We start from the raw sequence: 24,921 nt of genomic DNA on the forward strand, positions 1-24,921 counted from the left end.
TGGGCGGCGGGCGGTCAGCGACAGAGGGCGCTGCAGGTGCGCCGCAGGTCCACGTAGCGGCACACCACACCGGGGTGCGTCGTAAGCATGCTGCACATCCTGGGGTCAGCCGTCAGCCGCTGTCAATGGACACCAAAAGGTGTCTCATTCGGTGGGACGGCCTCTGAGTGCTGATCAGAGCCCTGTCAGGGCACGGCAGGAGAGCTGCGCCCGACGGCCGGGTGCGTCTCTGCCTCCTCGGAATGCAGCCACACGGGACCGTTGCCCGTCTCCACCCGCACGGCGCCCGCCGGGGGCCATGGACCCTCCGTGAGCAGCCGGCGCTCAGGCTCGGTGAGGCTCCGGTAGCGCGCGAGCGCCTCGACCGGATCCAGCCGTACCGGGGCCGCCGGCAGCCCCGGCTCCAGGCCGTCGACCGCCGAGGTGTATTCCTCGTAGGGCCGCCAGCCGGGCATTGCGCGGACACCGGCGGGCGAACGGACGAGCAGTGTCGGCAGCGCGTACCGGTGCCCGCCGTCGGGGGTCTCCTTGGCGGCGCCGGGATGCGGGGAGGACCCGTCCGGCACGGACAGCACCTCGCGGACCGGCCGACGGGCCTCGGCGTGGTCGGCGCGCACCCGTTCGAGGACGGCTGCCGAGGCCGCGTCGGCCGTCAGCCGTTCGTGGTCCAGCCCCGGTATCCCCCGTGCCGCCGACAACGCGAGCGCGGGCGTGTCCGCAGGCTCACCGAGGACGAAGACGCTCTCCCGCAGTCGGCGCAGTACCCGCTCGGCCACATCGGGGCCCTGCAGTTCGGCGGCCTTGGCGACCAGCGAGGCGGGCCATGAACTCGCCGCCACCCGGCTCAGCCTGAACGCCCTGGGGGCGTGGGTGTGCCCGCTGATGTCCTCGACGTAGCGGGAGTACCAGGCGGTCTCGGCGGCCGCATCGGGTGCCGGGTCGTCGTCGTGGTCGAACAGGATGCAGTACACGCGTCGCCAGTGGACCCGGCCGGCGAGTGCCGCACGCAGCCCGCGGAAGACGGGCTCCGACCCCCAGGCCCAGGGGCACAGCGGATCGGTGTACTCCACCACCTCGACCGGCGCGCGGCCCGTTTCGTCCGTCACGCGGCTCCCTTCCGGTCCAGCGGTTCGCCCACCTTCTCGGGCAGCAGCGCGGTCAGCTTGGTCCCGCCCAGAACGGCGGCGGCATCCGCCTCGATACGGCGCCACACCCCGGGCAGTCCGGTGGCGGGACCCGGGTAGTCGAGCCCGTCCAGCGGCTCGCCCCGCAGCGTGATCAACTCACCGTCCACGGCGCGCGCGACATCCAGCAGGGTGATCTCGTCGGCGGGCCGGCCGAGCCAGTAGCCGCCCTCGCAGCCGCGCTGGCTGCGCACCAGACCGGCCCTCCGCAGCTCGCCTACCACGGACTTCAGGAAGCGGAACGGGATCTGCTGCGAGGAGGCGATGGCCTCGCAGGTCAGGGGGCGGTCGGGTTCGCGGGCGAGCTCCAACAGGGCCCGCGCGGCGTAGTCCGCCTTCGCGGAGATATGCATGCCCACATGATGCCCGACGGGCGGGCCGCCGCCAGGGCTTCCACCCTTCTCCCACTTACATTGCGGGAACATTGCCGCAGGTGAAGCGCAATGGACACCTCTTGACATCCTTTTCCGGGTCGCTTTAGCGTCCGACCCATGAGCGAGCCGCTGACCACCCCCGGCGAAGGTTTCCATCCACATCTCGGCGACAGCGCCGGCCACCCGACGACGCCCCTTCGCGCCCGGCTGCACCACATCCGTGCCGACGAACTCGACGGCGACACCGCCCAGACCGGAGGCATGCGCAGGTTCGCCGCCGTCAGCGGAAAGACGGTCGGTTCCGAGAAGCTGTGGATGGGCCAGACGCACGTCGCCCCTTCGACCTCCTCCTCGGACCATCACCACGGCGAGTCCGAGACCGCCATCCATGTGGTCAGCGGACACCCCGAGTTCGTCTTCCTCGACGACTCCGACGGCACTCCGCAGGAGATTCGGCTGCGCACCTCTCCCGGCGACTACATCTTCGTCCCCCCGTTCGTGCCGCACCGCGAGGAGAACCCGGATCCCACCGAGGAGGCCGTCGTGGTCATCGCCCGCAGCACCCAGGAGGCGATCGTCGTCAACCTTCCGCGCCTGTACGTCCTGGGGCACGAGGAACACTGAACGGCCGCGCGCGGCCTCGGACGTCGGGCGGACCGCGTCCGGTCAGCGGACCTCGTCGAGCCTGCCCGTGGCCACATCGAAGACGAAGCCGCGGATGCCGTCCTTGTGCACGACGAAGGGGTCCCCCTTGATGCGCGCGATCGACTGCCGCACGTCGGTGTCCAGATCGGCAAACGCCTCCGCCGCCCAGGGCGGACGGATCCCGGTGTCCTTCTGGACCGTGTCCTTGAACCCGTCGTCGGTGAAGGTCAGCATGCCGCAGTCGGTGTGGTGGATGAGGATGATCTCCTCGGTGCCGAGCAGCCGTTGGCTGATGGCGAGCGAGCGGATCTCGTCCTGGGTCACCACGCCGCCCGCATTGCGGGCACCTCGTACGCCCCGGTGCCGGCGAAGCGGTGGCCTTCGGCGAACGGCTCGCGGGTGTGCACCTCCAGCCGGACGGCCGGCTCCGGACGGGGACTCATCGGGCCGCCTGCTGAACCGCCGAGGAGGCGGGGTGCCAGCCCAGTTCGGGTGCGATCAGGTGTCGTACGTCGTGCAGGATCTGCTCGTACTCCTCCCGGTGGAACTCGTACGGCAGTTCCAGGCGCAGCTCGGACACCTCGGCGACCACAGGATCGGTGGTCAGCCGCTCCAGGATCTGCTCGGCGGTCCCCACGACGTCCGGGGCGAACAGGGTGCGCTTCAGGCCCTGGGGCGCGAGGGTCCGTTCGTGGCGGCTTGCCGCGTAGGCGCGATAGCGGGCCCGGGTGGCCGCGTCGGCGCTGTCGAGCGGCACGATCACCCGGCCCAGGGCCACGCGCGCCGGACGGTCCCCGGACAGCGTGCGCCGGTACTCGGACAGCAGGTTCAGCTGGGCCGTGGTGAAGTCGTCGGTGCCCTCGCCGGTGACGATGTTGCCGGACAGCAGACCGAGGCTGTTCTCGGCGGCCCAGCGGACCGAGCGCAGGCTCCCGCCGCCGTACCAGATCCGCCGTGCCAGCCCGGGGTTGTGCGGTTGCAGACGGGGGCGCTGGACGTTGCCCGGCGAGTGTATGACCGCGTCCGGGGCGCCGAGGTAGTCGCCGCGCAGGTTCTCGACGACCCGGGCGATCCTGCCGTACGACAGGTCGAAGCCGCGCCAGTCCCCGTCGTACACCAGGTCGCCGAGCAGGTCGGCGTGCGGCATCCCGGTGCTGAAACCGATCTGGAGCCGGCCCCGGGACAGTATGTCGGCCAGCGCGAGGTCCTCGGCCAGGCGGAACGGGCTCTCGTAGCCGATGGGGATGACCGCGGTACCGAGCTCGATCCGCTCGGTGCGCTGGCCGGCCGCGGCGAGGAACACGGCCGCCGAGCCGACGCCGTGTTCGAGGTGGCGCTGTCTGATCCAGGCGCCGTCGTAGCCGAGTTGTTCGCCGTGCTCGAACAGGCGGAGGGTTTCCTCCAGGCCCGGGTAGGGGTCCTCGTCGGCGAAGTTGCCTGGCGTGAGGAAGGCCAGCGAGGTGATGGTGGGAGTGCTCATGCCAGTCCTCGGCTCGTGGTGGTTTTCGCGACGGGGGAGGGGACATCGCCGCCGGGGATCGCCGCGAGCAGTTCGCGGGTGTACTCGTGGCGGGGTTCGGTGAACAGTTCCTCGGGCGGACCCGTCTCGACGACACGTCCGGCCCGCATGACGGCGACCTGGTGCGCGATCTGGCGTACGACGGCCAGGTCGTGGGAGATGAACAGGTACGCCACGCCGGTGGCCGCCTGCAACTCGGCCAGCAGGTCCAGGACTTGGGCCTGGACGGACACGTCGAGCGCGGAGACGGGTTCGTCGCACACCACCAGGTCGGGTGAGAGGGCGAGGGCACGGGCGATGGCCACGCGCTGACGCTGTCCGCCCGACAGCTCCGCCGGGCGGCGCTCCAGCGTCGAGGCAGGCAGCGCGACCCGGTCGAGCAGTTCGCGGGCACGGGCGAGCCGGGAGGCGCGGTCGCCGACCTTGAACGCCCGCAGCGGCTCGGTGATCACCTCGCCGATGGAGAAGCGCGGGTCGAGCGAGGCGTACGGATTCTGGTAGACGAGCTGGGCGCGGCGGCGCAGCAGCCTGGCCTGGGCACCCTTGGCGGCGGTGACGTCGGTGCCGTCGAAGAGGACCTGTCCGGAGGTCGCGTCGGTGAGGCGGAGCACCAGGCGGGCGGTGGTGGACTTGCCCGAGCCCGATTCCCCGACCAGGGCGAGGGTCTGCCCGCGTCGCAGGGTGAGGCTGACGTCGTCGACCGCTCGCAGGGTGCGGGCCTCGCCCCCGGCGCGCGGCAGCCTGAACTCCTTGACCAGGTTACGTACTTCGACCAGGGGTGCCGCGTCGGCCGGCACGGCGGAGACCGGGGTACGGGGCCGGGCCGTGTTCAGGCTCGGGGCGCTGGCCAGCAGCCGCCGGGTGTACTCGTGCCGGGGGTCGGCCAGGACGGCACGGGTCTCACCCGCCTCGACGACCTTGCCCTGCTCCATGACCACCAGGCGCTGCGACCGGTCGGCGGCCACCCCGAGGTCATGGGTCACGAGCAGGATCGCGGTGCCCGACTCCTCGGTGAGGTGCTGGAGATGGTCGAGGATGACGCGCTGCACAGTGACGTCGAGCGCGCTGGTCGGCTCGTCGGCAACGATCAGCCTGGGCTTCGCGGCGATGGCGATGGCGATCAGTACCCGTTGCCGCATGCCGCCGGACAACTCGTGCGGGTACTGCCGGGCGCGGACGGCCGCGTCGGGCAGCCCGGCCCGGTCCAGCACGGCGACCGCCTCGGCAGCTGCCGTACGACGGGTCGCGAGACCGTGGATGCGCAGCACCTCGGCGACCTGCTCGCCGATCCGCTTGACCGGGTTGAGCGAGACCGTCGGATCCTGCGGGACCAGCCCGATCTGCGCGCCGCGCACGGTGCGCAGCTCCGCCTCCGACAGCGTGGCGAGGTCATGCCGGCCGAAGCGGACCGTACCCGCGTCGACGGCGCCGTTCGCCGCCAGCAGCCGGGTGACGGCGTGCGCGGTGGTGCTCTTGCCGGAGCCGGACTCGCCGACCACGGCGGTCACCTGCCCGGGCCATACGTCGAGGTCCACGCCCCGCACCGCCGGTACCGGACCGCTGCGGGTGCGGTACGACACGGACAGGCCGCGAATCTCCAGCAGTGGTGTGGTCACGTCCTCACCGTTCTCCCGTTCGTCGGTCATCGTTGCTGGGACCATTCGCCGTCCAGCGCCCTGGCGATGCGGTTGGTGGCCAGTACGGTCGCGGCGATCGCCAGGCCGGGCAGCGCGGTCAACCACCAGGCGTTGGCCAGGTAGTTGCGGCCGTCGGAGATCAACGTCCCCCATTCGGGGGCCGGCGGCGGCGCGCCGTAGCCGAGGAAGCTCAGCGCCGACACGGCCAGGATCGAGGCGCCGAAGTCCAGTGTGGCCAGGACGATCACCGGGCCGGCGGCGTTGGGCAGGACGTGCCGTCCCAGCACCGAGTACCAGCGGGCACCGCAGGAGCGGGACGCCTCGACGAACACCGCCTGCCGTACCCGCAGGACCTCGGCGCGCGCCACCCGGGCGAAGGAGGCGACGCTGGCGATGCCGACCGCGACCGCCACCTTCACCGTCCCGTACCCGAGCGCGGTGACGAGGGCCAGCGACAAAAACAGCGCGGGGATGGAGAGGAGGACGTCGATGAAGCGCATCAGCACGTCGTCCACCCAGCGGCCCACGAACCCGGCGACCACGCCGAGCAGACCGCCGACCACGAACGCGACCAGGACCGCGATCAGTGTGGCCTTGAGGGACAGTTGGGCGCCGTGGACCACGCGGGAGAACACGTCGCGTCCCAGTTCGTCCGTGCCGAACCAGTGACTGCCGCTCGGGCCGCGGAAGTTCTGGGACGGCACCCCCTTCAGCGGGTCCTGTGAGGTGAGCAGATCAGGCCAGAACGAGGCCAGGACCACCAGCGCGAGGACGGCGGCCGACAGCAGCAGACCGGGGCGGCGCAGCAGGAACCGCAGCACCTGCCGTACGTCGGCACGGCGGCTCGGTTGCGCAGGGGATCCCGCCTCGACCGGCCGGGCGAGGCCGAGGGCGGCCTCGGCCTGATCGTCGACAAGGCTCTGACTCATGCGAAGCTCGCCCTCCTGTCCGAGGCCACCACGATCCGCGGGTCCAGCAGGGGATAGACGAGGTCGACGACCAGGTTCGTCGCCACGAAGATCAGCGCCCCGAACACCACCACCCCCTGGACCAGCGGGATGTCCTGGGAGGTGACCGCCGCCGCGGTCACCCGGCCCAGGCCGTCGCGGGAGAAGACCGTCTCGACGACCACCGAACCGGCGATCAGCTGCCCGACCAGCAGGCCGACGACCGTCAGCGCGGGCAGTGACGCGTTGCGCAGCGCGTGCCGCAGATGCACCCGCCACCGGCCGGCGCCCTTGGCGCGCGCGGTCTCCACATAGGCTTGGTCCAGGGCGGTGAGCAGGCTCTTGGCCAGTACCTGCGCGACCTGAGCGCCGGTCGGGATCGCCAACGTCAGGGCCGGCAGTACCAGGCCTCGCAGCCCGTCGTTGCCGAATGCCGGGAACCAGCGCAGCCGGAAGGAGAACGCCTCGACGAGCAGCAGCCCCACCCAGAACGTCGGGACCGACACCCCGAGCGGGGGCAGCGACAGCAGCAGCTGCCGCAGCCACCGCTGACCGGTGTACGTCGCCACCACCGCGAGACCGCCGCCGAGCACCACCGCGAGCAGCAGCGCGGCACCGGTCAACTGGATTGTCTGCGGCAGCGCGTCGGCCAGGGTGGAGGTCACCGGGCGGCCGGTGGAGACCGCGTCGCCGAAGTTGCCGCGCACCGCCCGGCCGAGATACTCGGCGTACTGCACCAGCACCGGCTTGTCGAAGCCGTACTCGTGCCGCAGCGCGGCGAGTTGGGCCGGATCGACCTGCCCCGAGTCCATCCCGGCACCGGCCATCGCGGTCACCGGGTCACCGGGCAGGAAGTCCAGTACCAGGAACGACACCGTGTAGGCCGCCCACAGCACCCCGACCGCCTGCGCCAGCCGCTTGAACACATAGCGACGCATGCGCTAGCCGATCCAGGTGTCGTGCAGCTGGATCCGGCTGCCCGAGTCGAAGTCGAGGTCGTGCACCTTCTTCGACACGCCCAGCTGGGTCTGGAGCTCCACCACCGGCGCGTAGTACGCGTTCTGCACGAGCAGCTTCTGTGCCTCGCCCACCAGCTGCTTGCGCTTCGCGGTGTCCGTGGTCGCGGCCTGCGCGGACAGCGCCGTGTCCAGTGAACTGGCAGACAGGTGGTAGAGGTTGGCCAGCTGGGTGGAGAAGGAGCTGCGCAGGATGTCGGGGTCGGAGCGGGTCACGTTGCCCCACACCACGTCGAAGTCACCCGACTGGAGCGTGGTGGAGAACTGGCTGACCTGGAGCTGCTTGAGCACCACGTCGACCCCGACGGCCTTCAGCTGCTGCTGGACCAGCTCCAGTGCGGGCTGGTTGGTGGCGGAGTTGGGGAACCAGGTGATGGTCAGGCTCAGCTTCTTGCCGTCCTTGGTGCGGATGCCGTCGCTGCCCGCCTTCCAACCGGCCGCGTCCAGCAGGGACTTCGCCCTGGCCGCGTCGAAGGCGAGGTCTGAGGCGAGGTTGGTGTAGTCGGGTGTGGTGTGCGCCAGGACGCTGGTCGCCGGCTGGGTGCCGGTCGGGAACACGGTGTCGGCGATCTGCTGCCGGTCGATGGCGGACAGGATCGCCTGGCGCACCTTCGTGTCCTTCAGGGCAGGCCGGGAGTTGTTGAGCCCCAGGCCGAACACCACGCCGGGGTTGGCCCGGCGCTGGAGAGTGACCTGGCCGCCCTTGAGCGCGGCCTCGTTGGCCTTGCCGACGCTGCTGATCGCGTCCACCTGTCCGGACTGGAGACTGCCGGCCCGGACACCGGCCTCGGGCACGACCTTGAACACCAGCTTGTCCAGGTAGGCCTCGCCCTTCTGGGACCACAGCGAGGAGCCCCAGCCGTAGCCGGTGCGCTTGACCAGGGTGATCGACTGGTTCTGCACATACTGCTTCAGCACGAACGGCCCGGATCCGATCACGCCGTCGCTGCACTTCTGCTGCGGGGTCTTCTTCACGCTCGCCGACGACTCGATGCCCAGCGTATGGGTCGAAGTCGCCTGGAGAAACTGGGCGTTGGGCACCTTGAAGGTCACCTTGACGGTGAGCGGGTCCACCACGGTGGTGCTCTTGACGCCGCTCAGATAGCCCTGGGCGAGGGTCCCCAGGGCGCCGAGCTTGGGCACCGCGTCGAAGTTGTCCTTGACCACCTGTGCGGTCAGCTCGGACCCGTCGCTGAAGGTGACACCCGACCGCAGATGGAAGGTGAACGTCGTCGCCTCGGAGTCGATGTCCCAGCTCTTGGCCAGCCACGGCACGATCTTGCCGGTCTCGGGGTCCTGGTCGGTCAGGGAGTCCACGGTCTGGCGCACCGAGTAGATGCTTTCGTTGCTGCCGGACTGTTGTGGGTCCACGCAGCCGGCGTCGGAACCCACCGCGAAGGTCAAGGTGCCGCCGGACTTCGCCTGGCCGCTTCCGCTGCCGGAGTCGTCACCGCCCGACCCGCAGGCGGTCAGCAGAACACTGGTGGTCAGCAGGGCGGCCAGGGGCGCCCATCGGGAGAGTCTGAAATCCGGGAGTGCTGTCACGGAGGGGTTTCTCCTACTCGTGTTCACCAGGCACGGGGTGCCGTGCGAGGCACGGCCGTGCATGGGCGTGCGGGCCCGGCCGGATCGGCACCGGCAGCGGGGGAGCGCTGTACAGACAGGGGTCAGGGGGGATGACACCGAGAGCGGTGGCAAGGGGAAAGGGAGGAAGGAGCCGTGGCTGGGTAGCGGACGTCAGCCGACGTCGGCCGAGCTCGTCAGGCCTGACAGAGGCAGCTGGTCGAGCGCTTCAGATCGATGTGGCGTCGGCGCGAGAGCCGGGAGAACGCCGTGGCGTCGGCGGAGGAGACAGCTGGGCCACCACAGTGCCGCATGCCGGTCCTCCCCATCTCCGGCCCCGGTCCCGGGGCCACGCGCTTGCGGGAATCGTCGTGATCCCGCCGGGCTTTCACCTGGAGCACCCCACCGCGTGGGAGGGTTGCCGGTCAGCGAGCCAGGGCTTGACGCTGACACTCAATGCCGGTCGCGATGCTACGGAGCGGTCTCGTCGTACGTCAATGCCGGAATCGGGCGCCCTGTTCGAGAAGGCGGGGCCGTCTCACGTGCCGGGACGCGTGGTGGACGCTCCTCGCGCCGTGTGCTTTGATCCGGCCATGGAGACCGCAGGTCAGGCACGCACCGTGCTGCTCGATCCCTTCTGGGTGGGCCGCCGCGCCGATCAGTTCGACCAGACCTGTCGCTGACCACTCGCTCCCTTCAGTCCTTTCTGCGCCCGTGCACCGCCGTGCCTTCGCGCGGATCCGGACCGGCATCGCCGGCCGCCTCCGCGGCGAACATGTCGTGCGGCCCTTCTCACGCCCGCCCCGGCCGCCCCGGGGCTCTCGCTGCGACGCGTCCGTCGCGCGCACCACCTGGCCGACCCATCGGAAAGAGACGCATGGCCGTCAACAGCACCGCCCCGGCAGGGGTGTTCGCCGCGCTGCGGGTCCGTGACTACCGGATCTACTGGAGCACGGGACTGGTGTCCAACGTCGGTAGCGCCATGCAGGGGGTCGCGCTGGACTGGTACGTCCTGACGCTCACCCACAGCGGGACCGCGCTCGGCTGGGTCGTGGGCCTTCAGTTCGCCCCAGTGCTGCTGTTCGGTCTGTGGGGCGGGGTCATAGCCGACCGGTACGACCGGCGGACCCTGCTGCTGTGGACCCAGACGCTGTACGCCGTGCAGGCCCTGCTTCTGACGGTGATGGTGCTCTGCGGCCATGCCCCGCTGTGGCTTCTGTACGTCCTGTCCTTCGCCCTGGGCTGCGTGTTCACGGTGGAGAACCCCGCTCGCCTGTCCTTCGTCACCGAACTGGTCGGCCGGGCACTGATCCCGAAGGCGGCGGGCCTGAACATCCTGTCCCTGAACGCCGCCCGCCTGATCGGCCCGGCGATCGCCGGTGTGCTGATCGGGGCGATCGGTACCGGGTGGGTGTTCGCTCTCAACGCCGTGTCCTTCACCGTCGTCCTCGCGGGTCTGCTGTCGATCCGCCCACGGGCGCCGGAGACACACGCCGTCTCCCGGCCCCCGTGGACGGGAGCGGGGGCGGAGGGGCTGCGCTATGTGGCCGCGCGGCCCGAACTCGTCGGCGTGTTCACGATCTTCGGCCTGGTCGCCACCTTCGCGGTCAACTTCCCGACCACGCTGACCCTGTTCGCCGGCCGGGTCTTCGACGTCGGCTCCCGGGGGCTCGGCATCATGAACACGGCCCTGGCCATCGGCACCGTCGCCGGCACTATCGCCGCCACGCGCGGTATCTCGCCCCGGGTGCGGACCGTCGTGGTCGGCGCGTTGCTGTTCGGCGGTTTCGAGGCACTGGCGGCAGTCATGCCCACGTACCCCGCCTTCCTCGCCTTGTTGCTGCCCGCCGGTTTCACGCTGATGACGCTGAACACGGCGGTGAGCGCCTTCGTCCAGTCGGAGGTCAGCGACGCCATGCGCGGCCGGGTCATGGCGGTCTACACAGTGATCTCCATGGGCGGCAGCCCGGTCGGCGCCCCCGTCATCGGCTGGATCTCCCAGCACGCGGGGGTGCGCTGGGGACTGGCCACGGGCGCCGCGACCGCCGTCCTGGCGGCGGTCGGCGTGGCGCTGTGGCTGGCACGGGCGTCCCCCTCGGCGCCCGCCCCGGCCGCGCCGCCGATCTCCCGGTCCGTGGCGACCGGTCGCCCCACTGCTCCTGACCGCACACCTGAATCCGAACCGTCCACCGGAGGAACTCCCCATGACTGACCGCCACACCGGGCTGCCCGGTCTGCACCTCGCCCTGGAGGCCGACGGGGGCGGTGCCCACCCCGCCGCCCAAGCGGCCCCGACCCCGCAGGCGGTGCGGGAGGCGGCCGTCGCCGCCGAGCACGCCGGCTTCGCCCTCGTCACCTTCGCCGACACGCCGCGGCCGCCCGGCACCGGCCCGGAGCCCGTCGGCCGTATGGAGGCCGGAACCCGCGCGGCGTACGTCTCGAGCCTCACCGACCGCATCGGGCTCGCGCCCACGCTGCACGTCACGACCACCGAGCCCTTCCACCTCGCCACCCAACTGGCGGGCCTCGACCACGCATCGCACGGCCGGGCAGCCTGGCTGGTGGGAGCGGCGGCCGGCGCGGACGACCTCGCCACCGTCGGACGATCCCTGCTCCCCGCCGACGCCCTGCACCGGGAGATCGCGGACGTCGTCGACACCGCCCGCGCCCTGTGGGACTCCTGGGAGGACGACGCGATCATCAAGGACGTCGCCACCGGCCGCTTCCTGGACCCGGACCGCGTGCACCACATCGACTTCGAAGGCGCCTCCTTCACCGTCAAGGGTCCCCTGATCACGCCCCGCCCGCCACAGGGGCAGATCGTCGTCCTCGCCCCGGACGCGCTGGAGATCGACGAACGCGCCGACGTGGTCCTGGTGGCCCGCCCCACGATCGCCGAAATCGCCTCCCGCACGGCCACCGCCCGGGAGGGCGGCGCACCCCTGGTCTTCGCCGAGGTGGAGGTGGTGCTCGACACCGCCGTCCCGGCCGCCGACCGGCTGGCCGAGCTGAACGGCGCGGCCGCGTGGCCCGAGACCGGACGGCTGCGCCACACCGGCTCCCCGGAAGCGCTGACCGAACTCCTCACCGAACTCGCCCGGTCCGTCGACGGCGTACGGCTGCACCCTGCCGTCCTCGCCGACGACCTGCCCGTCCTGGCCGACCGGGTGCTGCCCGCCCTGGCCGCCGCCGGACTCCACCACCCGCCCCGTCCCGGCGACACGCTGCGCAACACGCTCGGCCTGCCCCGCCCCGCCAACCGATTCGCCGCCGCGACCACGAACGCCTGAGGTGACCGACATGACCGAACCCTCCTCCCGTCCCCAGCTCCACCTCGGCCTCTTCTTCACGGGCGTGGGACCCCAGCTGATCTGGACCGACCCCGACGCCCCCTCGCACACCGCGATCGAGACCTTCGTCGACGTCGTGCAAACGTTGGAGCGGGGACTCTTCGACGCCTTCTTCCTCGGCGAGGGACTGCGGGTGCGCGAGAACCGGGGAAGGATCTTCGACCTCGACGTGGCCGGCCGCCCCGACGCCATCACCCAACTGTCCGCGCTGGCCGCCGTCACCGAGCGGATCGGCCTGGTGGCCACCCAGAACACCACCTACAACTACCCGGCCGATCTCGCGCGCCGCCTGGCAAGCCTCGACCTGCTGTCCGCAGGCCGGGCCGGATGGAACATCGTCACCACCGACAACGCCTGGACCGGAGCCAACTTCCGGCAGGGAGGCTGGCTGGAGCACGAACGCCGTTACGACCGCGCGGGACAGTTCGTCGACACGGCCAAGGAACTGTGGTCGTCCTGGGACGGCCGGGGCCCTGCCCGCCTGGTCGAGAGGGACACCGACCTGGTCCGGCTGCGGGCCACCGCCACCGTACCGGTGAGCCCACAGGGCAGGCCGGTGCTCTTCCAGGCGGGAGACTCCGACGGCGGCCGCGAACTCGCCGCCCGCCACGCCGACGTCGTCTTCTCCGCCAACACCGAGTACGGCAAGGCCGTCGCCTACGCGGCTGACCTGCGCGACCGGCTGGCCCGGCACGGCCGGTCCCCGGACTCGCTGCGGATCCTGCCGGGCGCGAGCGTCGTCCTCGGCGACACCCCGGCGGAGGCGGAGGAGAAGGCCCGCTGGGTGCGCGGCGAGCAGATCAACGGGCCGCGGGCGATCGCCTTCCTGGAGCAGTACTGGGGCACCGATCTGTCCGCCTACGACCCGGACGGACCACTGCCCGACATCGAGCCCAGCGAGGACGAACTCGACCCCTCACGCGGCACGATCGCGATCGCGCACCGCACCGGCAAAGCGGCCCTGATCCGCAAGTGGCGCGAGCTGGCGACCGAACGCGGCCTGTCGATACGACAGTTGGTGCTGGAGGTGGCACCGGGCCACCCGGCGTTCGTCGGCACGCCGTCGGCCGTCGCCGACGAGTGGACCCGCTACGTCACCACCCGCGCCGTCGACGGATTCAACATCGTGCCCCACCTGCTCCCGTCGTCGGTCACCGACATCGTCGACAAGCTCGTACCGGAACTCCAGAACCGAGGCGTCTACCGCACCGAGTACCGGGGCAGCACCCTGCGCGACCACCTGGATCTGCCACCGCTCGCCGCCCCGCAGGGCGACTGAGCGAACGGCAAACCGCCGGTCGGCGGTCACCACTCGGGTCCCGGAGGACGTCCACGTCATGGCCGGGCCCCGCAAACACGGTCCGTGCACACCCTGCGGCGGATCCTGGTCCACTCCACGGGACCGTCCTGAAGATTGCGTATGCCCCCTCCCGGCGCGGTGGAAAGCCATGCGGCAGCGGACGCAGCCGGATCGACCAGGGCGTGCATCGAAAGTGGATCTTGGTACGGGGTGATCACGCGCTGTAGTGCAGAAACGGATTGATCGTCATCCGGACGTTTGGCTGACGTTGCCCGCCATGACGACGACCCCAGACGCCGCCGACCGGCGAAGGGCGCTGGTCGGAAAGGCCTGGCTCCTGTCGCGCGTCAACCTTGCCGGGACCACACTGATCGCGTGGCGCCCTACCCAAGGGCGCGAGTCCGTACGACGGAAGGACGTGCCCATGCCCAGGGATGCCGCCGCCCCCGGCCCACTGCGGGTGCTTGCCTTCGGCGCCGCGCTACGGGCCGATTCAAGCAACGCCCGTCTCGCCTCTCTCGTGAGCCGGCTGATCGCCGACACCGGTGCCACCGTCGACCTCGCCACCATGCACGAGTTCGACATGCCTCTGTACGACGGCGACGTGGAGACCGCCGACGGGCTGCCGAACGGCGCGCTCGCGCTGCGGGAGCGGCTGGAGCAGTGCGACGCCTTCGTGATCTCCTCCCCCGAGTACAACGGCTCCGTGCCGGGGGTGCTGAAGAACGCGATCGACTGGGTCTCGCGTGTCCGGCCGCAGCCGTTCAAGACCAAGCACGCGATGCTTGTCTCCGCCTCGCCGTCCATGGTCGGCGGCAACCGAGGGCTGTGGACGCTGAGGGTTCCCCTGGAGCACCTGGGCACCCGCGTCTATCCGGACATGTTCAGCCTTGCCAATTGCTACGAGGCCTTCGCCGAGGACGGGACGCTTGCCGACCCCGGGCTGCAGCAACGTCTCGCCGAAACCGTGGCGGCCTTCCTGAGCCTCGTCGAAGCGGACACCCGATACGTCTGCCTGGAGCGCCGGTGGTACGAGTTCCTGGGGGATCGCACAGAGGCCCCCATCACCCAACGGGCCGAAGGCTGAACCTGGCCGCGCGGCCTTGATCGGGTCGAGAGCACGTTCCGTGAGCGACCATGAAGACAAGATGCGGGCCCAGGCCAGCCGTCCGATCCTGGAGCTGACCGGCCGAACGAGTCCACGACATCGCCCGAGCGGCCGAACTCACGATGCCGTTGCTGTGGGCGGGTCCCTGTGGACCGCCGGTTCGGTGTTGCTCGATTTCTTGGAGTGATCACCTCGTGAACACCATGCACGCCGTACGGGCCCACAGCCGTGGCGGACCCGAGCAGCTCGTGTACGAGGTGGCGCCGCGTCCGCGGCCTGCACCGGGCGAGGTGCTCGTCGCCGTTCGGGCGGCCTCCATCACCTCGGACGAGCTCACCTGGGACGCCACCTGGACCGACCGCCTCGACGGGACAGGCAAAGACCGAACCCCCATCATCCCCTCGCATGAGGTGTCCGAGCTCGGTCCCGGTGTCACCGGTGTGGCCGTGGGGGACGAGGTCTACGGGCTCATCCCGTTCACACGTGACGGTGCGGCCGCCGAGTACGTCAGCGTGCCCGTCGATGTTCTGGCAGCCAAACCCGCAGGGCTGGAACACGACAAGGTGGCGGCCCTTCCACTGACGGCGCTCACCGCCCGGCAGGCGCTGGTGGACCATGCCTCTGTGAAGGCCGGACAGCATGTCCTGATCCAGGGCGGGGCGGGGGGCGTCGGCTCGTTCGCCGTGCAGATAGCGTCTCTAGAACTCTGTGTGTGCCTGTGGTTTACGGGCTTTTCGGGCGCGGCGTGGCCGTGTGCGGTTCCGAAACCGTGCAGCATTTCGTGGGCGGTGCGCAGTTGCTCGCGCGCGTCGAGGCGCCGGCTTTCGCGGTGAAGCCACTCGCCGTACACCAGGTGGGTGCGAGCGAGGTGGACGGCGATCCGGCTGCGCTCGAGGCGCTCGATGGCCTCGCGGTACAGCAGGTCGGCGGCCCGATCGTCGCAGAGCAGTGCTCTCGACCGGGCCAGAACGTCAAGCGGCGTCCGTACGCCTGGATGATCTGGGTTGTGGCGTCTGGCGGGGTGGGCCGGCGGTACTGCCGTCAGCCCTCTGATCCCTCGTCCTCCCCGGCCGCGTCGCCGATGGCCACGCGTAGGTCATGCATGCCCTGCATGATGTCGATGAGGGCTTCCTCTGCCCCACTCAGAGCCCGCCGGGTTCCCTCCACATCACCTCGATCGGCATGCAGTTGGGCGCTGAGGGTGTACAACGCCGTCATCGAGGCAGCGAAGGATGCCTCCCGGCCCGGAGGCGGTTCTTCTTCCTCGGATTCCGAGACCTGCATGGCAGTGCGCTGCAGCCTGTTCGTCAGGACGTTGACCGCAAGGCCGGCGTCAGGACTTAGCTGGTCTGTCCAACCGAGCATCGTGTCGAGGACGTCCTCGATCTCCCCCTCCTCACTCAGACGCGTCGCGGTGGTGATCTCCAGCTCTGCTTTGGCCAGCAGCTTGCCCAGCAGTCGCAGACGGTCCGTTTCCTGCGGTTTTTCGGCCCGCGCCTCCGGATCCGCCACCGGTTCAGCCCCTAGAGCGACCAATGCTGCATGGATCTGTTCAGCACTCACCGGACGTTCACTTCTGATACTCACGCCCTCAGCTTCGCTCCATGGAGGCGCGATCGCTCGCCCACACACCGGCGGAACACTGCTGGTTCAAAAAACACTCTGTCAGAGGTTGTTTTCACCATGATTGCGCCTATATATCATGGATTATGAGTCATAGGTAGCCGGTGCTGGTGAGGTTCTCGGTGCGAGGGAGTTGTGGGAGTCGGCTGGGGTGACATCTGGGGCGGGTTGTGACGTGCGCCTGTCTCATTCCAAGCCGCCGCCTACCCCACGCAGCTCCTCAAAAGGGGCACCAAGATCAGTTCATCTGCGCGCGCACATCACCCTGCGGCCCCTGCTGGAGGAGGCGGTGCGCCAGGCGAGGCCCTTGGCCGTTCCCGCGGCGGACTGACCACCAAGATCCACGTCGTCGCGGAGGGCCGCTGCCGCCCGCTGACCCCGCTCATCACACCGGGGCAGCGGGCGGACTGGACCCAGTTCAAGCCGGTGATGGACAAGATCCGCGTTCCCCGCATGGGGCTCGGACGTCCCCGCCGCACTCCGGACAGCGTGGGCGCCGACACGGCGTACAGCAACCGCAAGATCCGCACCTGCCTCCGCAAACGCGGCATCCGACACGTCATCCCGGAGAAGAAGACCATAAGGCCGCCCGCCTGCGCCGGGGTTCACGCGGCGGACGGCCTCCGGGCTTAGACAAGGACCGGTACAAGGATCGCAACACGGTGGAGGGAGCCATCGGCAAGCTCAAGCAGTTCAGAGCCGTCGCTACCCGATATCACAAGCGAGGGTACGTCTACCTCGGCACGGTCACTGCCGCCGCTCTCCTCGGCTGGCTCCGATCATGATTCGGCAGGCAAGAGTGCGGCGATTTCACCCAGAACTCGGGCCGCCGGTGCCGGGTCGACCAGCCACTTCAGGTGGCTGCTGGTGAGCGTACGGACGTCGTAGGGGTTCTCCGGCGTCAGCGCGTCGCCCTCGCGGATCATCCGGTCCTGCATGGCGAGCGGCAGGCTGGTGTCCTCAGCCAGCCGGACGTACGTCTTGGGGATCCACCCCCAGCTGTCGGGCTGCGCCCGGTCATCGGGTGTGCCGGCGTCGAGGTTCTCGTCGGGCTGGAAGGTGTTGAGGAAAACCATGAACTCCTCGTCCGTCCCGTCGGCGAGGAAAGCCGCCTTGAAGGCCGCGAGGATGTCAGGGTCGGCGGTGCGGAAGTTGGAGCGCAGCAGCCCGAGCTCGGCAGGGTTCCCGACCATCGCCGATGCCAGCCCTGTGGCGTCGACCGTGGCCATCTCGGGCTCGGCATAGTAGGCGCTGACATCGAGGTCGACGGGGCACCAGGCGGACACATAGACAATGCGGTCGATCAGGTCGGGCCGCTGGTTGGCTGCGACGGTGGCCGTCATGCCGCCGCGGCTGTGTGAGACGAGGATGACGGGCCCGTTCCGCTTGGCCCGCTCCAGTATCCCGATGAGGTGCGCGGCGTTGTCGGCGAGCGTGACGCCCTTGATGGCCCCGGGCGCGGTGGCGAGCCCTCCGAGATCCTGCGGCGCCTGATAGGCCCGCGGGTACGTCGCGGCGAACCCGTGCCCCGGAAGATCGACGGCGACCGAACGGTGTCCGAGGAGGCCGAGTTCGGCCTGGAGTGGTGCGAAGGAGAAAGAGTTCGCGAAAGCTCCGTGAACCAATACGAACGTCGGTTGCATCTGTCTACACTCACTTTCTGGTCCTCTGCGGCGTCGGCGGCACGCGCGTCGCTCTCCCCGACGCCGCGAACCACCTCGCGGCCGAGGAACGAGACGTCGTCCTGCGGCGCACCATCCAGCCGCAGAGACGTCTTCGTGCATGGCAAGCGGCAGCGGTCGAGCGCGGAGTCACGAGGGCAGCGTGCGAACGGCTGCCCACTATCCGATGATTCACACTACTCAGTGAAAGATCGTCCGCACTACCCGAACGACCCCTTCCATCCGTGCACTTCGCCACCCACCCCCGCACGGCCTCGGCTTCGACGGACGGGCCTTCTCATCACCGCTATTGCGCGGGGACCCCTCCCACCACGGCCAGGTTTGCGGGCAATCAGGTGTGAAACCGGTGGAACCCAGGCCACTGTGATCGGGCAGCCCGACTACAGCCTCTGGGGGGGCCTCTCCGCCGAAGATCGAAGAGACGCCCCCTAGGTGCCGGGTCATGAGGGTGATGGCGGCCCAGGCGATTAGCGTTTCGGATCTCTGAACCAAGCCTTGCACCTCGTTGTGTCGGCCGACGTCAGAGTTGGAACGCCGTCGTCACCTGCTCAGCGAGATCGTTCTCCGTCGTCGTGGTGTCGACCTGGATGGTGCGCAGTTGGAGACGCTCGGTTTCCTTCTTGAGGCGTGTTGTGAACATGCCGTCACGTTCGGCAATGTTGCGGCCGGCCCTTACTGGATCGCTGGTCTTCCATACGAACCCTTCCCCTGGTACCGACCGACTCCGGATGGCGGCCTGGCGGAAATCGGGTGTGGGAAGAAGCCAGACGGCGTGCTCAGGAGCAGCAAGTAGAGGCTTCACGAGGTGCGGCAGCAGCCGGAATCCCTCGACGATGACGCACGGCTCCTGCGGCAGGCGAAGGAGGTCTTCAACGATCAGACCGAAGCCCTCACCTCGAAACCAATGGAACGTCTCGAGCATGACCTTCGGAGACCGGTTCACCCATCGCTCGTCCATGTCCATGGCGACGAACTGGTGCAGAAAGGGGGCCTCATCGGGGGTGGTCCGCCCGGCGTGATCCCGCATCACGTCGTCGGTCCCGTAGAGGCGCCAACCGTAGCGGTCGGCGAGTCGGCGGGCGATCGTCGACTTGCCTGCACCGCTCCCGCCACCAATCCAGAAAACGTGCCGCAGCCGTGCCGGAAGCTCTGCGGTGTCGGCCGCCCCTTCATACGGTTCAAGCTGCATCTCTCTCCGATCCAATGGGACGACCAAGGCGAACCTCATTGTGGTCGTCGCTGTTCGCGGCTTTCTCTGAACTGCAGTCCGGAGGGCTGGCCAGGCCCTTCCGGGCCGTTGGTAGTGACCATTCGCCCGGCGATTCGGCTGAGATCGGGCAAACCGAGAATCACGGTGGTTCGCTGATCGATCTGGCGAGCTTGGCCTCGGCGCCGACGAGGCTGACAACCTCGACCTCAAGGAGCTCTTCGAGGCGCGGGCGAAGACTGCAGCAACCACACCGCGAGTATTCGCCAGGCGCCTCAGCGAGCTCGACGAGCTGAAGGACAAACACGCCAAGCTGATCAAACACTGCGCTGAACTGGAAGAACGCCTCCAGAGCTACGCGGCAGCCGCCAACCCTCTGGCCCTTGAAAACGCAGCCCTGGCTGCCTCCGGCACGGACGCCTGCGTGGTCCCCCTGCCCAGGCCAGAGGCTTACCCATAGGCGCTCCGACGAGGGGCCGTTGCTCTTGCCTGCGGTCAGGTGGTTCGGGGTGCGGTGCGGGCCTCGTCTCAGGCCCACAGTTGAGGCCACTCCCGACCACGACCGCAAGCCGTCGGTCGTCCCGGCGCGCCGCACCTTCCGCTGGACGAGGGGGAGTGGCCGATCCCCCGTGACCCGCTGCGCTACGACCGTGTCGCCGTCGCTGCCGCCGTGCTGAGGGCGTGGCCGCGCACCGCCCGCTGCATGGGCCGTGACCCGTACGACGTCTTCGCGCACCAGCAGGCCTCGATGCCCGCGCAGCTGCTTCTCTTCGACCAGGAGGAGCGGCCCGCACGGAAAGGACCCGTCGATGTCGCTGCGACCTGGCTGGAGGGGTACGCAACGGCGACGCCCCTGGCTGCTGCTCGGGCCTCGACCGAGCGGGTGCCTTCCGGCGTGCCGAGCGGTATCTTGCCGCCGCCGGCCGCGCGCGCCTTCTAGCCTCGGCGCATGCTGGGGCTTCCTGCTCGCGTCCGCGCCTGCTTGTTCGATCTCGACGGGGTGCTCACCCAGACCGCGAAAGTGCACGCGGTCGCCTGGAAGGAGATGTTCGACGGCTTTCTCCGCGAGCGCGCGACCCGGGAGAGGACCTCGTTCGTGCCTTTCGACGCGGTCGACGACTACGACGAGTACGTGGACGGGCGCCCCCGTGAGGACGGGGTGCGCACATTCCTCGCCGCGCGCGGGGTGCACCTGCCCGAGGGATCACCGGACGACCCGCCGGAGGCGGAGACCGTGAACGGGCTGGGCAACCGGAAGAACAACCTGGTGCTGCGGCAGATCCGGGAGGACGGCGTGGAACCCTACGAGGGCTCGGTCCGCTTCGTTCACGCGGCGCGGGAAGCCGGCCTGCGGTGCGCGGTGGTGTCGTCCAGCGCGAACTGCCGGGACGTCCTGGTGGCGGCCGGGATCGAGGGCCTGTTCGACGAGCGGATCGACGGAGTGGTGGCCCACGAGCGCCATCTGCGCGGCAAGCCCGCCCCGGACACCTACCTGGAGGCGGCCCGCGGTCTGGGAACGGACCCGGTCGAGGCTGCCGTGTTCGAAGACGCCCTGGCCGGCGTCGAGGCGGGCCGGGCGGGCCGGTTCGCCGTGGTCGTGGGGGTCGACCGGGTGGGCCAGGCGGAGCAGTTGCGGGCGCACGGGGCGGATGTGGTTGTCCGGGACCTGGCTGACCTGCTGGAGTCCCGGTGATCACTCATCCCAGTTTCACAGTCGAGCCGTGGTGCCTGCGCGAGACCGAGCTGAACCTCGACGTGCTCGCTCAGAGCGAATCGGTGTTCGCGCTGTCCAACGGGCACATCGGGTGGCGCGGAAACCTCGACGAGGGCGAGCCGCACGGACTGCCCGGCGCGTACCTCAACGGCGTCTACGAGCGGCATCCGCTGCCCTATGCGGAAGCGGGCTACGGATATCCCGAGTCCGGCCAGACGCTGATCAACATTACCGACGGCAAGATCATCCGGCTGCTCGTCGACGACCACCCGTGCGATCTGCGCTACGGCCGGCTGCTGGCGCACGAGCGGGTTCTGGACTTCCGCTCCGGTGTGCTCAGTCGGACCGCGCGGTGGACCTCGCCCGGCGGCCGCACCATCCGCATCACCTCACGCCGGCTCGTGTCCTTCACCCAGCGAGCGGTGGCCGCGGTGGTGTACGAGGTGGAGCCGATCGACGGACCGAGCACGGTGGCCGTACAGTCCGAGCTGGTCGCCAACGAACAGCTGCCCCGCTTCGAGGGCGACCCGCGCGTCGCGGCGGCGACCGAGTCCCCGCTGGCGCCCGAGGAGCACTTTGCGCAGGAGACCCGGCTGCGGCTCGTGCACTGCACCACCCGTAGCGCACTGCGGGTGGCGGCGGCGGCCGACCACCTCGTCGAAGGGCCCGAGAGCACGAGCTGGACGGCGCAGAGCGAGCCCGACGTCGCCCGTCTGACCGTGACCGCGGACCTGACGCCCGGTCAGCCACTGCAGCTGGTCAAGTTCGTGGCGTACGGCTGGTCGGGCGACCGTTCGCTGTCGGCCGTGCACGATCAGGTGGACGGGGCGGTGGCGGCCGCGGTCAGCACCGGCTGGGACGGACTGGTTGCCGCCCAACGGACGTACCTGGACCGCTTCTGGGCAGGAGCGGACGTCGAGGTGGAGGGCGACGCGGAGATCCAGCAGGCGGTGCGATTCGCGCTTTTTCATGTCCTCCAGGCGGCGGCCCGCGGCGAGAACCGGGCGATCCCCGCGAAGGGCCTGACCGGAACCGGGTACGACGGGCACTCCTTCTGGGACACTGAGTCCTACGTGCTGCCGGTGCTGACGTTCACGGCGCCGGAGGCCGTCGCGTCGGCGCTGAGATGGCGGCATCGGACGCTGCCGGCGGCGCGGGAACGCGCCAGTCAACTCGGACTGTCGGGGGCGACGTTCCCCTGGCGAACCATCGACGGGGCCGAGTGCTCCGCCTACTGGCCCGCCGGGACGGCCGCCTTCCATGTGAACGCCGACATCGCCATGGCCGTCGTACGGTACGTCATGGTGACCGGAGACAAGGATTTCGAACGGGGCGAGGGCCTCGACCTCCTGGTGAACACCGCCCGGTTGTGGCGATCCCTCGGTCACCACGACGCGGAAGGCGTCTTCCACATCGACGGGGTCACCGGACCGGACGAGTACAGCGCCTTCGCCCGGGACAATCTGTACACCAACCTGGTGGCCCGGCAGAACTTGCTCGCTGCCGCGGACGCGGCCCTGCGTCATCCGGACCGGGCCACCGAACTCGGTGTCGACGAAGAGGAGGCCGCGGTGTGGCGGGACGCCGCGGCCCGCATGGCGGTGCCGTACAACGAGTCTCTCGGCGTCCATGAACAGTCGGCCGGTTTCACGACCTTCCAGCACTGGGACTTCGACGCGACCCCGTCCGACAACTACCCGCTGCTGCTGCACTATCCCTACTTCGACCTCTACCGCAAGCAGGTGGTGAAGCAGGCGGACCTTGTGCTGGCGATGATGGAGTGCCCGAACGCCTTCACCGACGAGCAGAAGGCCCGCAATTTCGCGTACTACGAAGCGCTGACCGTGCGCGATTCCTCCCTGTCGGCGTCCTGCCAGGCGGTGCTCGCCGCCGAGACCGGGCACATGCGGCTGGCCTACAGCTACCTCGGCGAGGCCGCGCTGATGGACCTGGACGATCTCGAGCACAACACCCGTGACGGGCTGCACATCGCCTCCCTCGCCGGGACCTGGATCGCCCTGGTCGCGGGCTTCGGGGGCATGCGCCGGTACGTCGACGAGGACGGCACGTCGGACCGGCTGGCGTTCGCACCGCGCTTGCCGGAAGCGCTGTCCAGAGTGGCGTTCACCGTGCTGATCCGCGGACGCAGACTGAAGGTGGACATCGGCCAGACCCATGCGCGGTACCAGCTGATAGAAGGAGAACCGCTGGTCGTACTGCACCACGGAGAGCCGACGACCGTACTCACCGACGCGTCGGTCGACCGCCGGGTGCCTCCGACGCCCACGCGCCCCGAGCCGCAACAGCCGCAGGGCCGCCGGCCGATGGGTCTGCCCATCGGGGAGGAGTCCCGGACAGGGACACCACTCGAGTAGTACATGGGAGCGTGTATCGCAGGCTGCGGAGCGCAGTCACCGGTTTCGCATGCGGAGCGCACTCCGCGTATGCCGCTGACGCTGCTCCGGCGGCCGGCCATTCTGTTCTCGCCTTCCCTCAGCAGCGGCCCTCAGCCCTCAGACCCTACGGCGGCAACAGCTTCACGCGTCGGTGACGCCGAGCCAGCTCATCCAGTGCAATCGGGTGAAATCGGCATGGCCGTCGATGTGACCGCGACCTGTCAGCGACGCCGGTGGGCGTTGAGCCCGGCGGCCTGGCGCGTCAGGTGGTCGCGCTCGGCGAGGTCGGGTGTCTTTTGGGCCGCCTCGGCGTACAGCCGTGCCGCCGTCGCCAGGTCGCCGTCGCGCTCGTGGAGGTACGCCGCCATCGCGGCGTGGTGGGGCAGCGAGTCGTCCAGCGCCTCGAGCGCCGCCAGGCCGGCGCGCGGTCCGTCGGCCTCGCCGACGGCCACGACGCGGTCGAGCCGGACGACCGGGAAGTCCTCCGAGTGCAGCAGCAGGTGCGGGAACAGCTCCCGTACGGCGTCCACATGCGCGGCTACGAATGCGGGATCGCCCGGAGATGGGAGCCGGCTGCCTGCCCGAGCCGGCGGCGCCGGTTCCGCTTACCCTCGACATATGCGGTGATCAATCCAGAAGGAGCGCCATGGACCTCCAGCTCGAGAACAAGGTCGCCGTCGTCACTGGGGCCAGCAAGGGCATCGGCCTCGCCATCGCCGCCGCGTTCGCCCGTGAAGGCGTACACGTCATCGCCGGGAGCCGGAGCATCACTCCCGAGCTCGAAGCGCTCCACGAGAAGTACGGCGCCACCGCGGTCCCCGTCGACCTGTCCACCGCAGACGGACCAGACACAATCGTCCGGCTCGCGGTGGACGAGTTCGGCAGGGTCGACGTCCTGGTCAACAACCTGGGTGCCGCGACACCCCGTCCGAGCTTCCTGGACATCGACGACACCGAGTGGCTACGCATCTTCAACATGACCCTGTTCAGCGCGGTCCGGGCCAGCCGCGCGGCGCTTCCCCACCTGCTGGACGCGGACGGGGGGTCCATCATCAACATCAGCTCGATCAACGCGCGCCTGCCATTCCCCGCAGTCGTGGACTACTCCGCAGCCAAGGCCGGCCTGAGCAGCCTGACCAAGTCACTGTCCGAAGAGTTCGCACCCCGAGGTGTCCGGGTCAACGCGATCGCCCCGGGACCGGTCCGCACTCCCTTCTGGACCGCGCCGGGCGGCTTCGCCGATGCCACGGCGGCCCAGGCGGGTACCACCGCGCAGGAAGCCATTGACGTCGTCGTGCCGCAGAGCATGGGCATCTCCACCGGCCGTGTCACCGAAGCCCGCGAAGTCGCCGATCTGGCTCTCTTCCTCGCCTCGCCGCTCGCCGGCAACATCACAGGAGCCGAGTTCACCATCGACGGCGGCCAGGTCAAGACGGTGTGACTCCCCGCCTATGCCTGCACATCCGGTTGCGGGGTGGCACCGATCGCCTGCAGCCAGCCACCGCCGGCTGTCCTGAACAGTCTCTCCGCCGCCCTGTGCAGGCGCCCGGCTCTGTCGGTGTCGTTCTGCCGCTGGGCCACCGCCGCAAGCCTTTCGAGACAGCGGGCGATACTCGCGTCGTCGCCGACTTCGGTCGCCAATGACAAGCTGGCCGG

At 69.8% G+C, this 24,921-nt stretch carries 23 protein-coding genes, 3 pseudogenes and 1 riboswitch; of the genes and pseudogenes, 12 read left to right on the forward strand and 14 right to left on the reverse strand.

What is annotated here, in order from left to right; translation table 11 throughout:
- Positions 1-185 precede the first annotated feature (185 nt).
- A complete protein-coding gene (locus tag ABT114_RS28220) occupies positions 186-1,106 on the reverse strand; it encodes a DsbA family oxidoreductase (protein ID WP_351145686.1) in 921 nt (306 codons plus the stop codon).
- Entirely contained in the window at positions 1,103-1,537 is a 435-nt protein-coding gene (locus tag ABT114_RS28225; protein WP_351145687.1) for an RrF2 family transcriptional regulator, read from the reverse strand. The genes ABT114_RS28220 and ABT114_RS28225 overlap by 4 nt, the downstream gene beginning before the upstream one ends.
- 138 nt (positions 1,538-1,675) lie before the next feature.
- Between ABT114_RS28225 and ABT114_RS28230 the strand changes: the two genes are divergently transcribed.
- Positions 1,676-2,182, forward strand: coding sequence for a cupin domain-containing protein (locus ABT114_RS28230; RefSeq protein ID WP_351145688.1), 507 nt, complete (start codon positions 1,676-1,678; stop codon positions 2,180-2,182).
- A gap of 42 nt (positions 2,183-2,224) precedes the next feature.
- On the opposite strand, the pseudogene ABT114_RS28235 reads toward ABT114_RS28230, so the two are convergent.
- From ABT114_RS28235 to ABT114_RS28270, 8 genes and pseudogenes are all read right to left on the reverse strand, one after another.
- Positions 2,225-2,545 (reverse strand): annotated as a pseudogene (locus ABT114_RS28235) (beta-class carbonic anhydrase); the annotation flags it as partial.
- A complete protein-coding gene (locus tag ABT114_RS28240; RefSeq protein ID WP_351145689.1) occupies positions 2,524-2,646 on the reverse strand; it encodes a hypothetical protein in 123 nt (40 codons plus the stop codon). The gene ABT114_RS28240 and the pseudogene ABT114_RS28235, both read right to left, overlap by 22 nt.
- A complete protein-coding gene (locus ABT114_RS28245; RefSeq protein ID WP_351145690.1) occupies positions 2,643-3,683 on the reverse strand; it encodes an LLM class flavin-dependent oxidoreductase in 1,041 nt (346 codons plus the stop codon). Before ABT114_RS28245 ends, ABT114_RS28240 begins: the two co-directional genes overlap by 4 nt.
- On the reverse strand, positions 3,680-5,368 hold the full coding sequence (locus ABT114_RS28250; protein ID WP_351145691.1) for a dipeptide ABC transporter ATP-binding protein: 1,689 nt from the start codon (positions 5,366-5,368) through the stop codon (positions 3,680-3,682). Before ABT114_RS28250 ends, ABT114_RS28245 begins: the two co-directional genes overlap by 4 nt.
- On the reverse strand, positions 5,365-6,288 hold the full coding sequence (locus ABT114_RS28255) for an ABC transporter permease (RefSeq protein WP_351145692.1): 924 nt from the start codon (positions 6,286-6,288) through the stop codon (positions 5,365-5,367). Before ABT114_RS28255 ends, ABT114_RS28250 begins: the two co-directional genes overlap by 4 nt.
- Positions 6,285-7,244, reverse strand: coding sequence for an ABC transporter permease (locus tag ABT114_RS28260; RefSeq protein WP_351145693.1), 960 nt, complete (start codon positions 7,242-7,244; stop codon positions 6,285-6,287). Before ABT114_RS28260 ends, ABT114_RS28255 begins: the two co-directional genes overlap by 4 nt.
- A 3-nt stretch (positions 7,245-7,247) precedes the next feature.
- Positions 7,248-8,867: an ABC transporter substrate-binding protein gene (locus ABT114_RS28265; RefSeq protein WP_351145694.1), complete on the reverse strand. Its 1,620-nt coding sequence runs from the start codon at positions 8,865-8,867 to the stop codon at positions 7,248-7,250.
- A 215-nt stretch (positions 8,868-9,082) separates the two neighbouring features.
- Positions 9,083-9,214 carry a putative leader peptide gene (locus ABT114_RS28270; RefSeq protein ID WP_351145695.1) on the reverse strand — a complete coding sequence of 44 codons (132 nt, stop codon included), beginning with the start codon at positions 9,212-9,214 and terminating at the stop codon, positions 9,083-9,085.
- Between the two features lie 19 nt (positions 9,215-9,233).
- Positions 9,234-9,346: riboswitch (SAM riboswitch) on the reverse strand.
- On the opposite strand from ABT114_RS28270, the gene ABT114_RS28275 reads away from it, so the two are divergent.
- The 6 genes from ABT114_RS28275 (at position 9,326) to ABT114_RS28300 (ending at position 15,476) form a co-directional block, all read left to right on the forward strand.
- Positions 9,326-9,568 (forward strand): hypothetical protein, encoded by a 243-nt coding sequence (locus ABT114_RS28275; protein ID WP_351145696.1) that lies wholly within the window; start codon positions 9,326-9,328, stop codon positions 9,566-9,568. Its footprint overlaps the riboswitch before it by 21 nt.
- Positions 9,569-9,762: 194 nt before the next feature.
- Positions 9,763-11,097 carry an MFS transporter gene (locus tag ABT114_RS28280; protein ID WP_351145697.1) on the forward strand — a complete coding sequence of 445 codons (1,335 nt, stop codon included), beginning with the start codon at positions 9,763-9,765 and terminating at the stop codon, positions 11,095-11,097.
- Entirely contained in the window at positions 11,090-12,175 is a 1,086-nt protein-coding gene (locus tag ABT114_RS28285) for an LLM class flavin-dependent oxidoreductase (RefSeq protein ID WP_351145698.1), read from the forward strand. The genes ABT114_RS28280 and ABT114_RS28285 overlap by 8 nt, the downstream gene beginning before the upstream one ends.
- Positions 12,176-12,185: 10 nt before the next feature.
- Positions 12,186-13,514 (forward strand): NtaA/DmoA family FMN-dependent monooxygenase, encoded by a 1,329-nt coding sequence (locus ABT114_RS28290; RefSeq protein ID WP_351145699.1) that lies wholly within the window; start codon positions 12,186-12,188, stop codon positions 13,512-13,514.
- 298 nt (positions 13,515-13,812) lie between these two features.
- Positions 13,813-14,622: an NADPH-dependent FMN reductase gene (locus ABT114_RS28295; protein WP_351145700.1), complete on the forward strand. Its 810-nt coding sequence runs from the start codon at positions 13,813-13,815 to the stop codon at positions 14,620-14,622.
- A 224-nt stretch (positions 14,623-14,846) separates the two neighbouring features.
- Positions 14,847-15,476, forward strand: coding sequence for an NADP-dependent oxidoreductase (locus ABT114_RS28300; protein ID WP_351145701.1), 630 nt, complete (start codon positions 14,847-14,849; stop codon positions 15,474-15,476).
- A gap of 208 nt (positions 15,477-15,684) precedes the next feature.
- Here the strand turns inward: ABT114_RS28300 and ABT114_RS28310 are convergent, their stop codons facing one another.
- Positions 15,685-16,230, reverse strand: coding sequence for a hypothetical protein (locus ABT114_RS28310; RefSeq protein WP_351145702.1), 546 nt, complete (start codon positions 16,228-16,230; stop codon positions 15,685-15,687).
- A 330-nt stretch (positions 16,231-16,560) separates the two neighbouring features.
- Here ABT114_RS28310 and ABT114_RS28315 point away from each other — a divergent pair.
- A pseudogene (locus ABT114_RS28315) lies at positions 16,561-17,051 on the forward strand (IS5 family transposase); the annotation flags it as partial.
- On the opposite strand, the gene ABT114_RS28320 reads toward ABT114_RS28315, so the two are convergent.
- Together ABT114_RS28320 and ABT114_RS28325 are read right to left on the reverse strand one after the other, a co-directional pair.
- The gene (locus ABT114_RS28320) at positions 17,046-17,909 is read right to left on the reverse strand and encodes an alpha/beta fold hydrolase (protein WP_351145703.1); all 864 of its coding nucleotides are present in this window, start codon (positions 17,907-17,909) and stop codon (positions 17,046-17,048) included. The pseudogene ABT114_RS28315 and the gene ABT114_RS28320 overlap by 6 nt on opposite strands.
- 559 nt (positions 17,910-18,468) lie before the next feature.
- Positions 18,469-19,137: a shikimate kinase gene (locus tag ABT114_RS28325; protein WP_351145704.1), complete on the reverse strand. Its 669-nt coding sequence runs from the start codon at positions 19,135-19,137 to the stop codon at positions 18,469-18,471.
- Between the two features lie 721 nt (positions 19,138-19,858).
- Here ABT114_RS28325 and ABT114_RS28330 point away from each other — a divergent pair.
- Genes ABT114_RS28330 through ABT114_RS28340 form a run of 3 tightly spaced genes read left to right on the forward strand, consistent with a single transcriptional unit; the run spans position 19,859 to position 23,244 of the window.
- Positions 19,859-20,095: a hypothetical protein gene (locus tag ABT114_RS28330; protein ID WP_351145705.1), complete on the forward strand. Its 237-nt coding sequence runs from the start codon at positions 19,859-19,861 to the stop codon at positions 20,093-20,095.
- 9 nt (positions 20,096-20,104) lie between these two features.
- Complete coding sequence (locus ABT114_RS28335) at positions 20,105-20,848, forward strand: HAD family hydrolase (RefSeq protein WP_351145706.1); 744 nt, start codon at positions 20,105-20,107, stop codon at positions 20,846-20,848.
- Positions 20,845-23,244, forward strand: a complete 2,400-nt coding sequence (locus ABT114_RS28340; protein ID WP_351145707.1) for a glycoside hydrolase family 65 protein — start codon at positions 20,845-20,847, stop codon at positions 23,242-23,244. Before ABT114_RS28335 ends, ABT114_RS28340 begins: the two co-directional genes overlap by 4 nt.
- Positions 23,245-23,486: 242 nt before the next feature.
- On the opposite strand, the pseudogene ABT114_RS28345 reads toward ABT114_RS28340, so the two are convergent.
- Positions 23,487-23,747: pseudogene (locus tag ABT114_RS28345) on the reverse strand (RNA polymerase subunit sigma-24); the annotation flags it as partial.
- Positions 23,748-23,911: 164 nt separating this feature from the next.
- Here ABT114_RS28345 and ABT114_RS28350 point away from each other — a divergent pair.
- The gene (locus tag ABT114_RS28350) at positions 23,912-24,706 is read left to right on the forward strand and encodes an SDR family NAD(P)-dependent oxidoreductase (protein ID WP_351145708.1); all 795 of its coding nucleotides are present in this window, start codon (positions 23,912-23,914) and stop codon (positions 24,704-24,706) included.
- The last annotated feature ends 215 nt before the right edge of the window (positions 24,707-24,921 follow it).

It is taken from the genome of Streptomyces sp. NPDC002088, from assembly GCF_040296605.1.
Lineage (GTDB): Bacteria > Actinomycetota > Actinomycetes > Streptomycetales > Streptomycetaceae > Streptomyces.

What these genes read in the sequence shown, in the direction of transcription:
- ABT114_RS28225 (WP_351145687.1), bottom strand. Translation starts at nt 1,537, where the DNA reads ATGCATATCTCCGCGAAGGCGGACTACGCCGCGCGGGCCCTGTTGGAG.
- ABT114_RS28230 (WP_351145688.1), top strand. Translation starts at nt 1,676, where the DNA reads ATGAGCGAGCCGCTGACCACCCCCGGCGAAGGTTTCCATCCACATCTC.
- ABT114_RS28240 (WP_351145689.1), bottom strand. Translation starts at nt 2,646, where the DNA reads ATGAGTCCCCGTCCGGAGCCGGCCGTCCGGCTGGAGGTGCACACCCGC.
- ABT114_RS28245 (WP_351145690.1), bottom strand. Translation starts at nt 3,683, where the DNA reads ATGAGCACTCCCACCATCACCTCGCTGGCCTTCCTCACGCCAGGCAAC.
- ABT114_RS28250 (WP_351145691.1), bottom strand. Translation starts at nt 5,368, where the DNA reads ATGACCGACGAACGGGAGAACGGTGAGGACGTGACCACACCACTGCTG.
- ABT114_RS28255 (WP_351145692.1), bottom strand. Translation starts at nt 6,288, where the DNA reads ATGAGTCAGAGCCTTGTCGACGATCAGGCCGAGGCCGCCCTCGGCCTC.
- ABT114_RS28260 (WP_351145693.1), bottom strand. Translation starts at nt 7,244, where the DNA reads ATGCGTCGCTATGTGTTCAAGCGGCTGGCGCAGGCGGTCGGGGTGCTG.
- ABT114_RS28270 (WP_351145695.1), bottom strand. Translation starts at nt 9,214, where the DNA reads ATGGGGAGGACCGGCATGCGGCACTGTGGTGGCCCAGCTGTCTCCTCC.
- ABT114_RS28280 (WP_351145697.1), top strand. Translation starts at nt 9,763, where the DNA reads ATGGCCGTCAACAGCACCGCCCCGGCAGGGGTGTTCGCCGCGCTGCGG.
- ABT114_RS28285 (WP_351145698.1), top strand. Translation starts at nt 11,090, where the DNA reads ATGACTGACCGCCACACCGGGCTGCCCGGTCTGCACCTCGCCCTGGAG.
- ABT114_RS28290 (WP_351145699.1), top strand. Translation starts at nt 12,186, where the DNA reads ATGACCGAACCCTCCTCCCGTCCCCAGCTCCACCTCGGCCTCTTCTTC.
- ABT114_RS28295 (WP_351145700.1), top strand. Translation starts at nt 13,813, where the DNA reads ATGACGACGACCCCAGACGCCGCCGACCGGCGAAGGGCGCTGGTCGGA.
- ABT114_RS28300 (WP_351145701.1), top strand. Translation starts at nt 14,847, where the DNA reads ATGCACGCCGTACGGGCCCACAGCCGTGGCGGACCCGAGCAGCTCGTG.
- ABT114_RS28320 (WP_351145703.1), bottom strand. Translation starts at nt 17,909, where the DNA reads ATGCAACCGACGTTCGTATTGGTTCACGGAGCTTTCGCGAACTCTTTC.
- ABT114_RS28325 (WP_351145704.1), bottom strand. Translation starts at nt 19,137, where the DNA reads ATGCAGCTTGAACCGTATGAAGGGGCGGCCGACACCGCAGAGCTTCCG.
- ABT114_RS28330 (WP_351145705.1), top strand. Translation starts at nt 19,859, where the DNA reads ATGGGCCGTGACCCGTACGACGTCTTCGCGCACCAGCAGGCCTCGATG.
- ABT114_RS28335 (WP_351145706.1), top strand. Translation starts at nt 20,105, where the DNA reads ATGCTGGGGCTTCCTGCTCGCGTCCGCGCCTGCTTGTTCGATCTCGAC.
- ABT114_RS28350 (WP_351145708.1), top strand. Translation starts at nt 23,912, where the DNA reads ATGGACCTCCAGCTCGAGAACAAGGTCGCCGTCGTCACTGGGGCCAGC.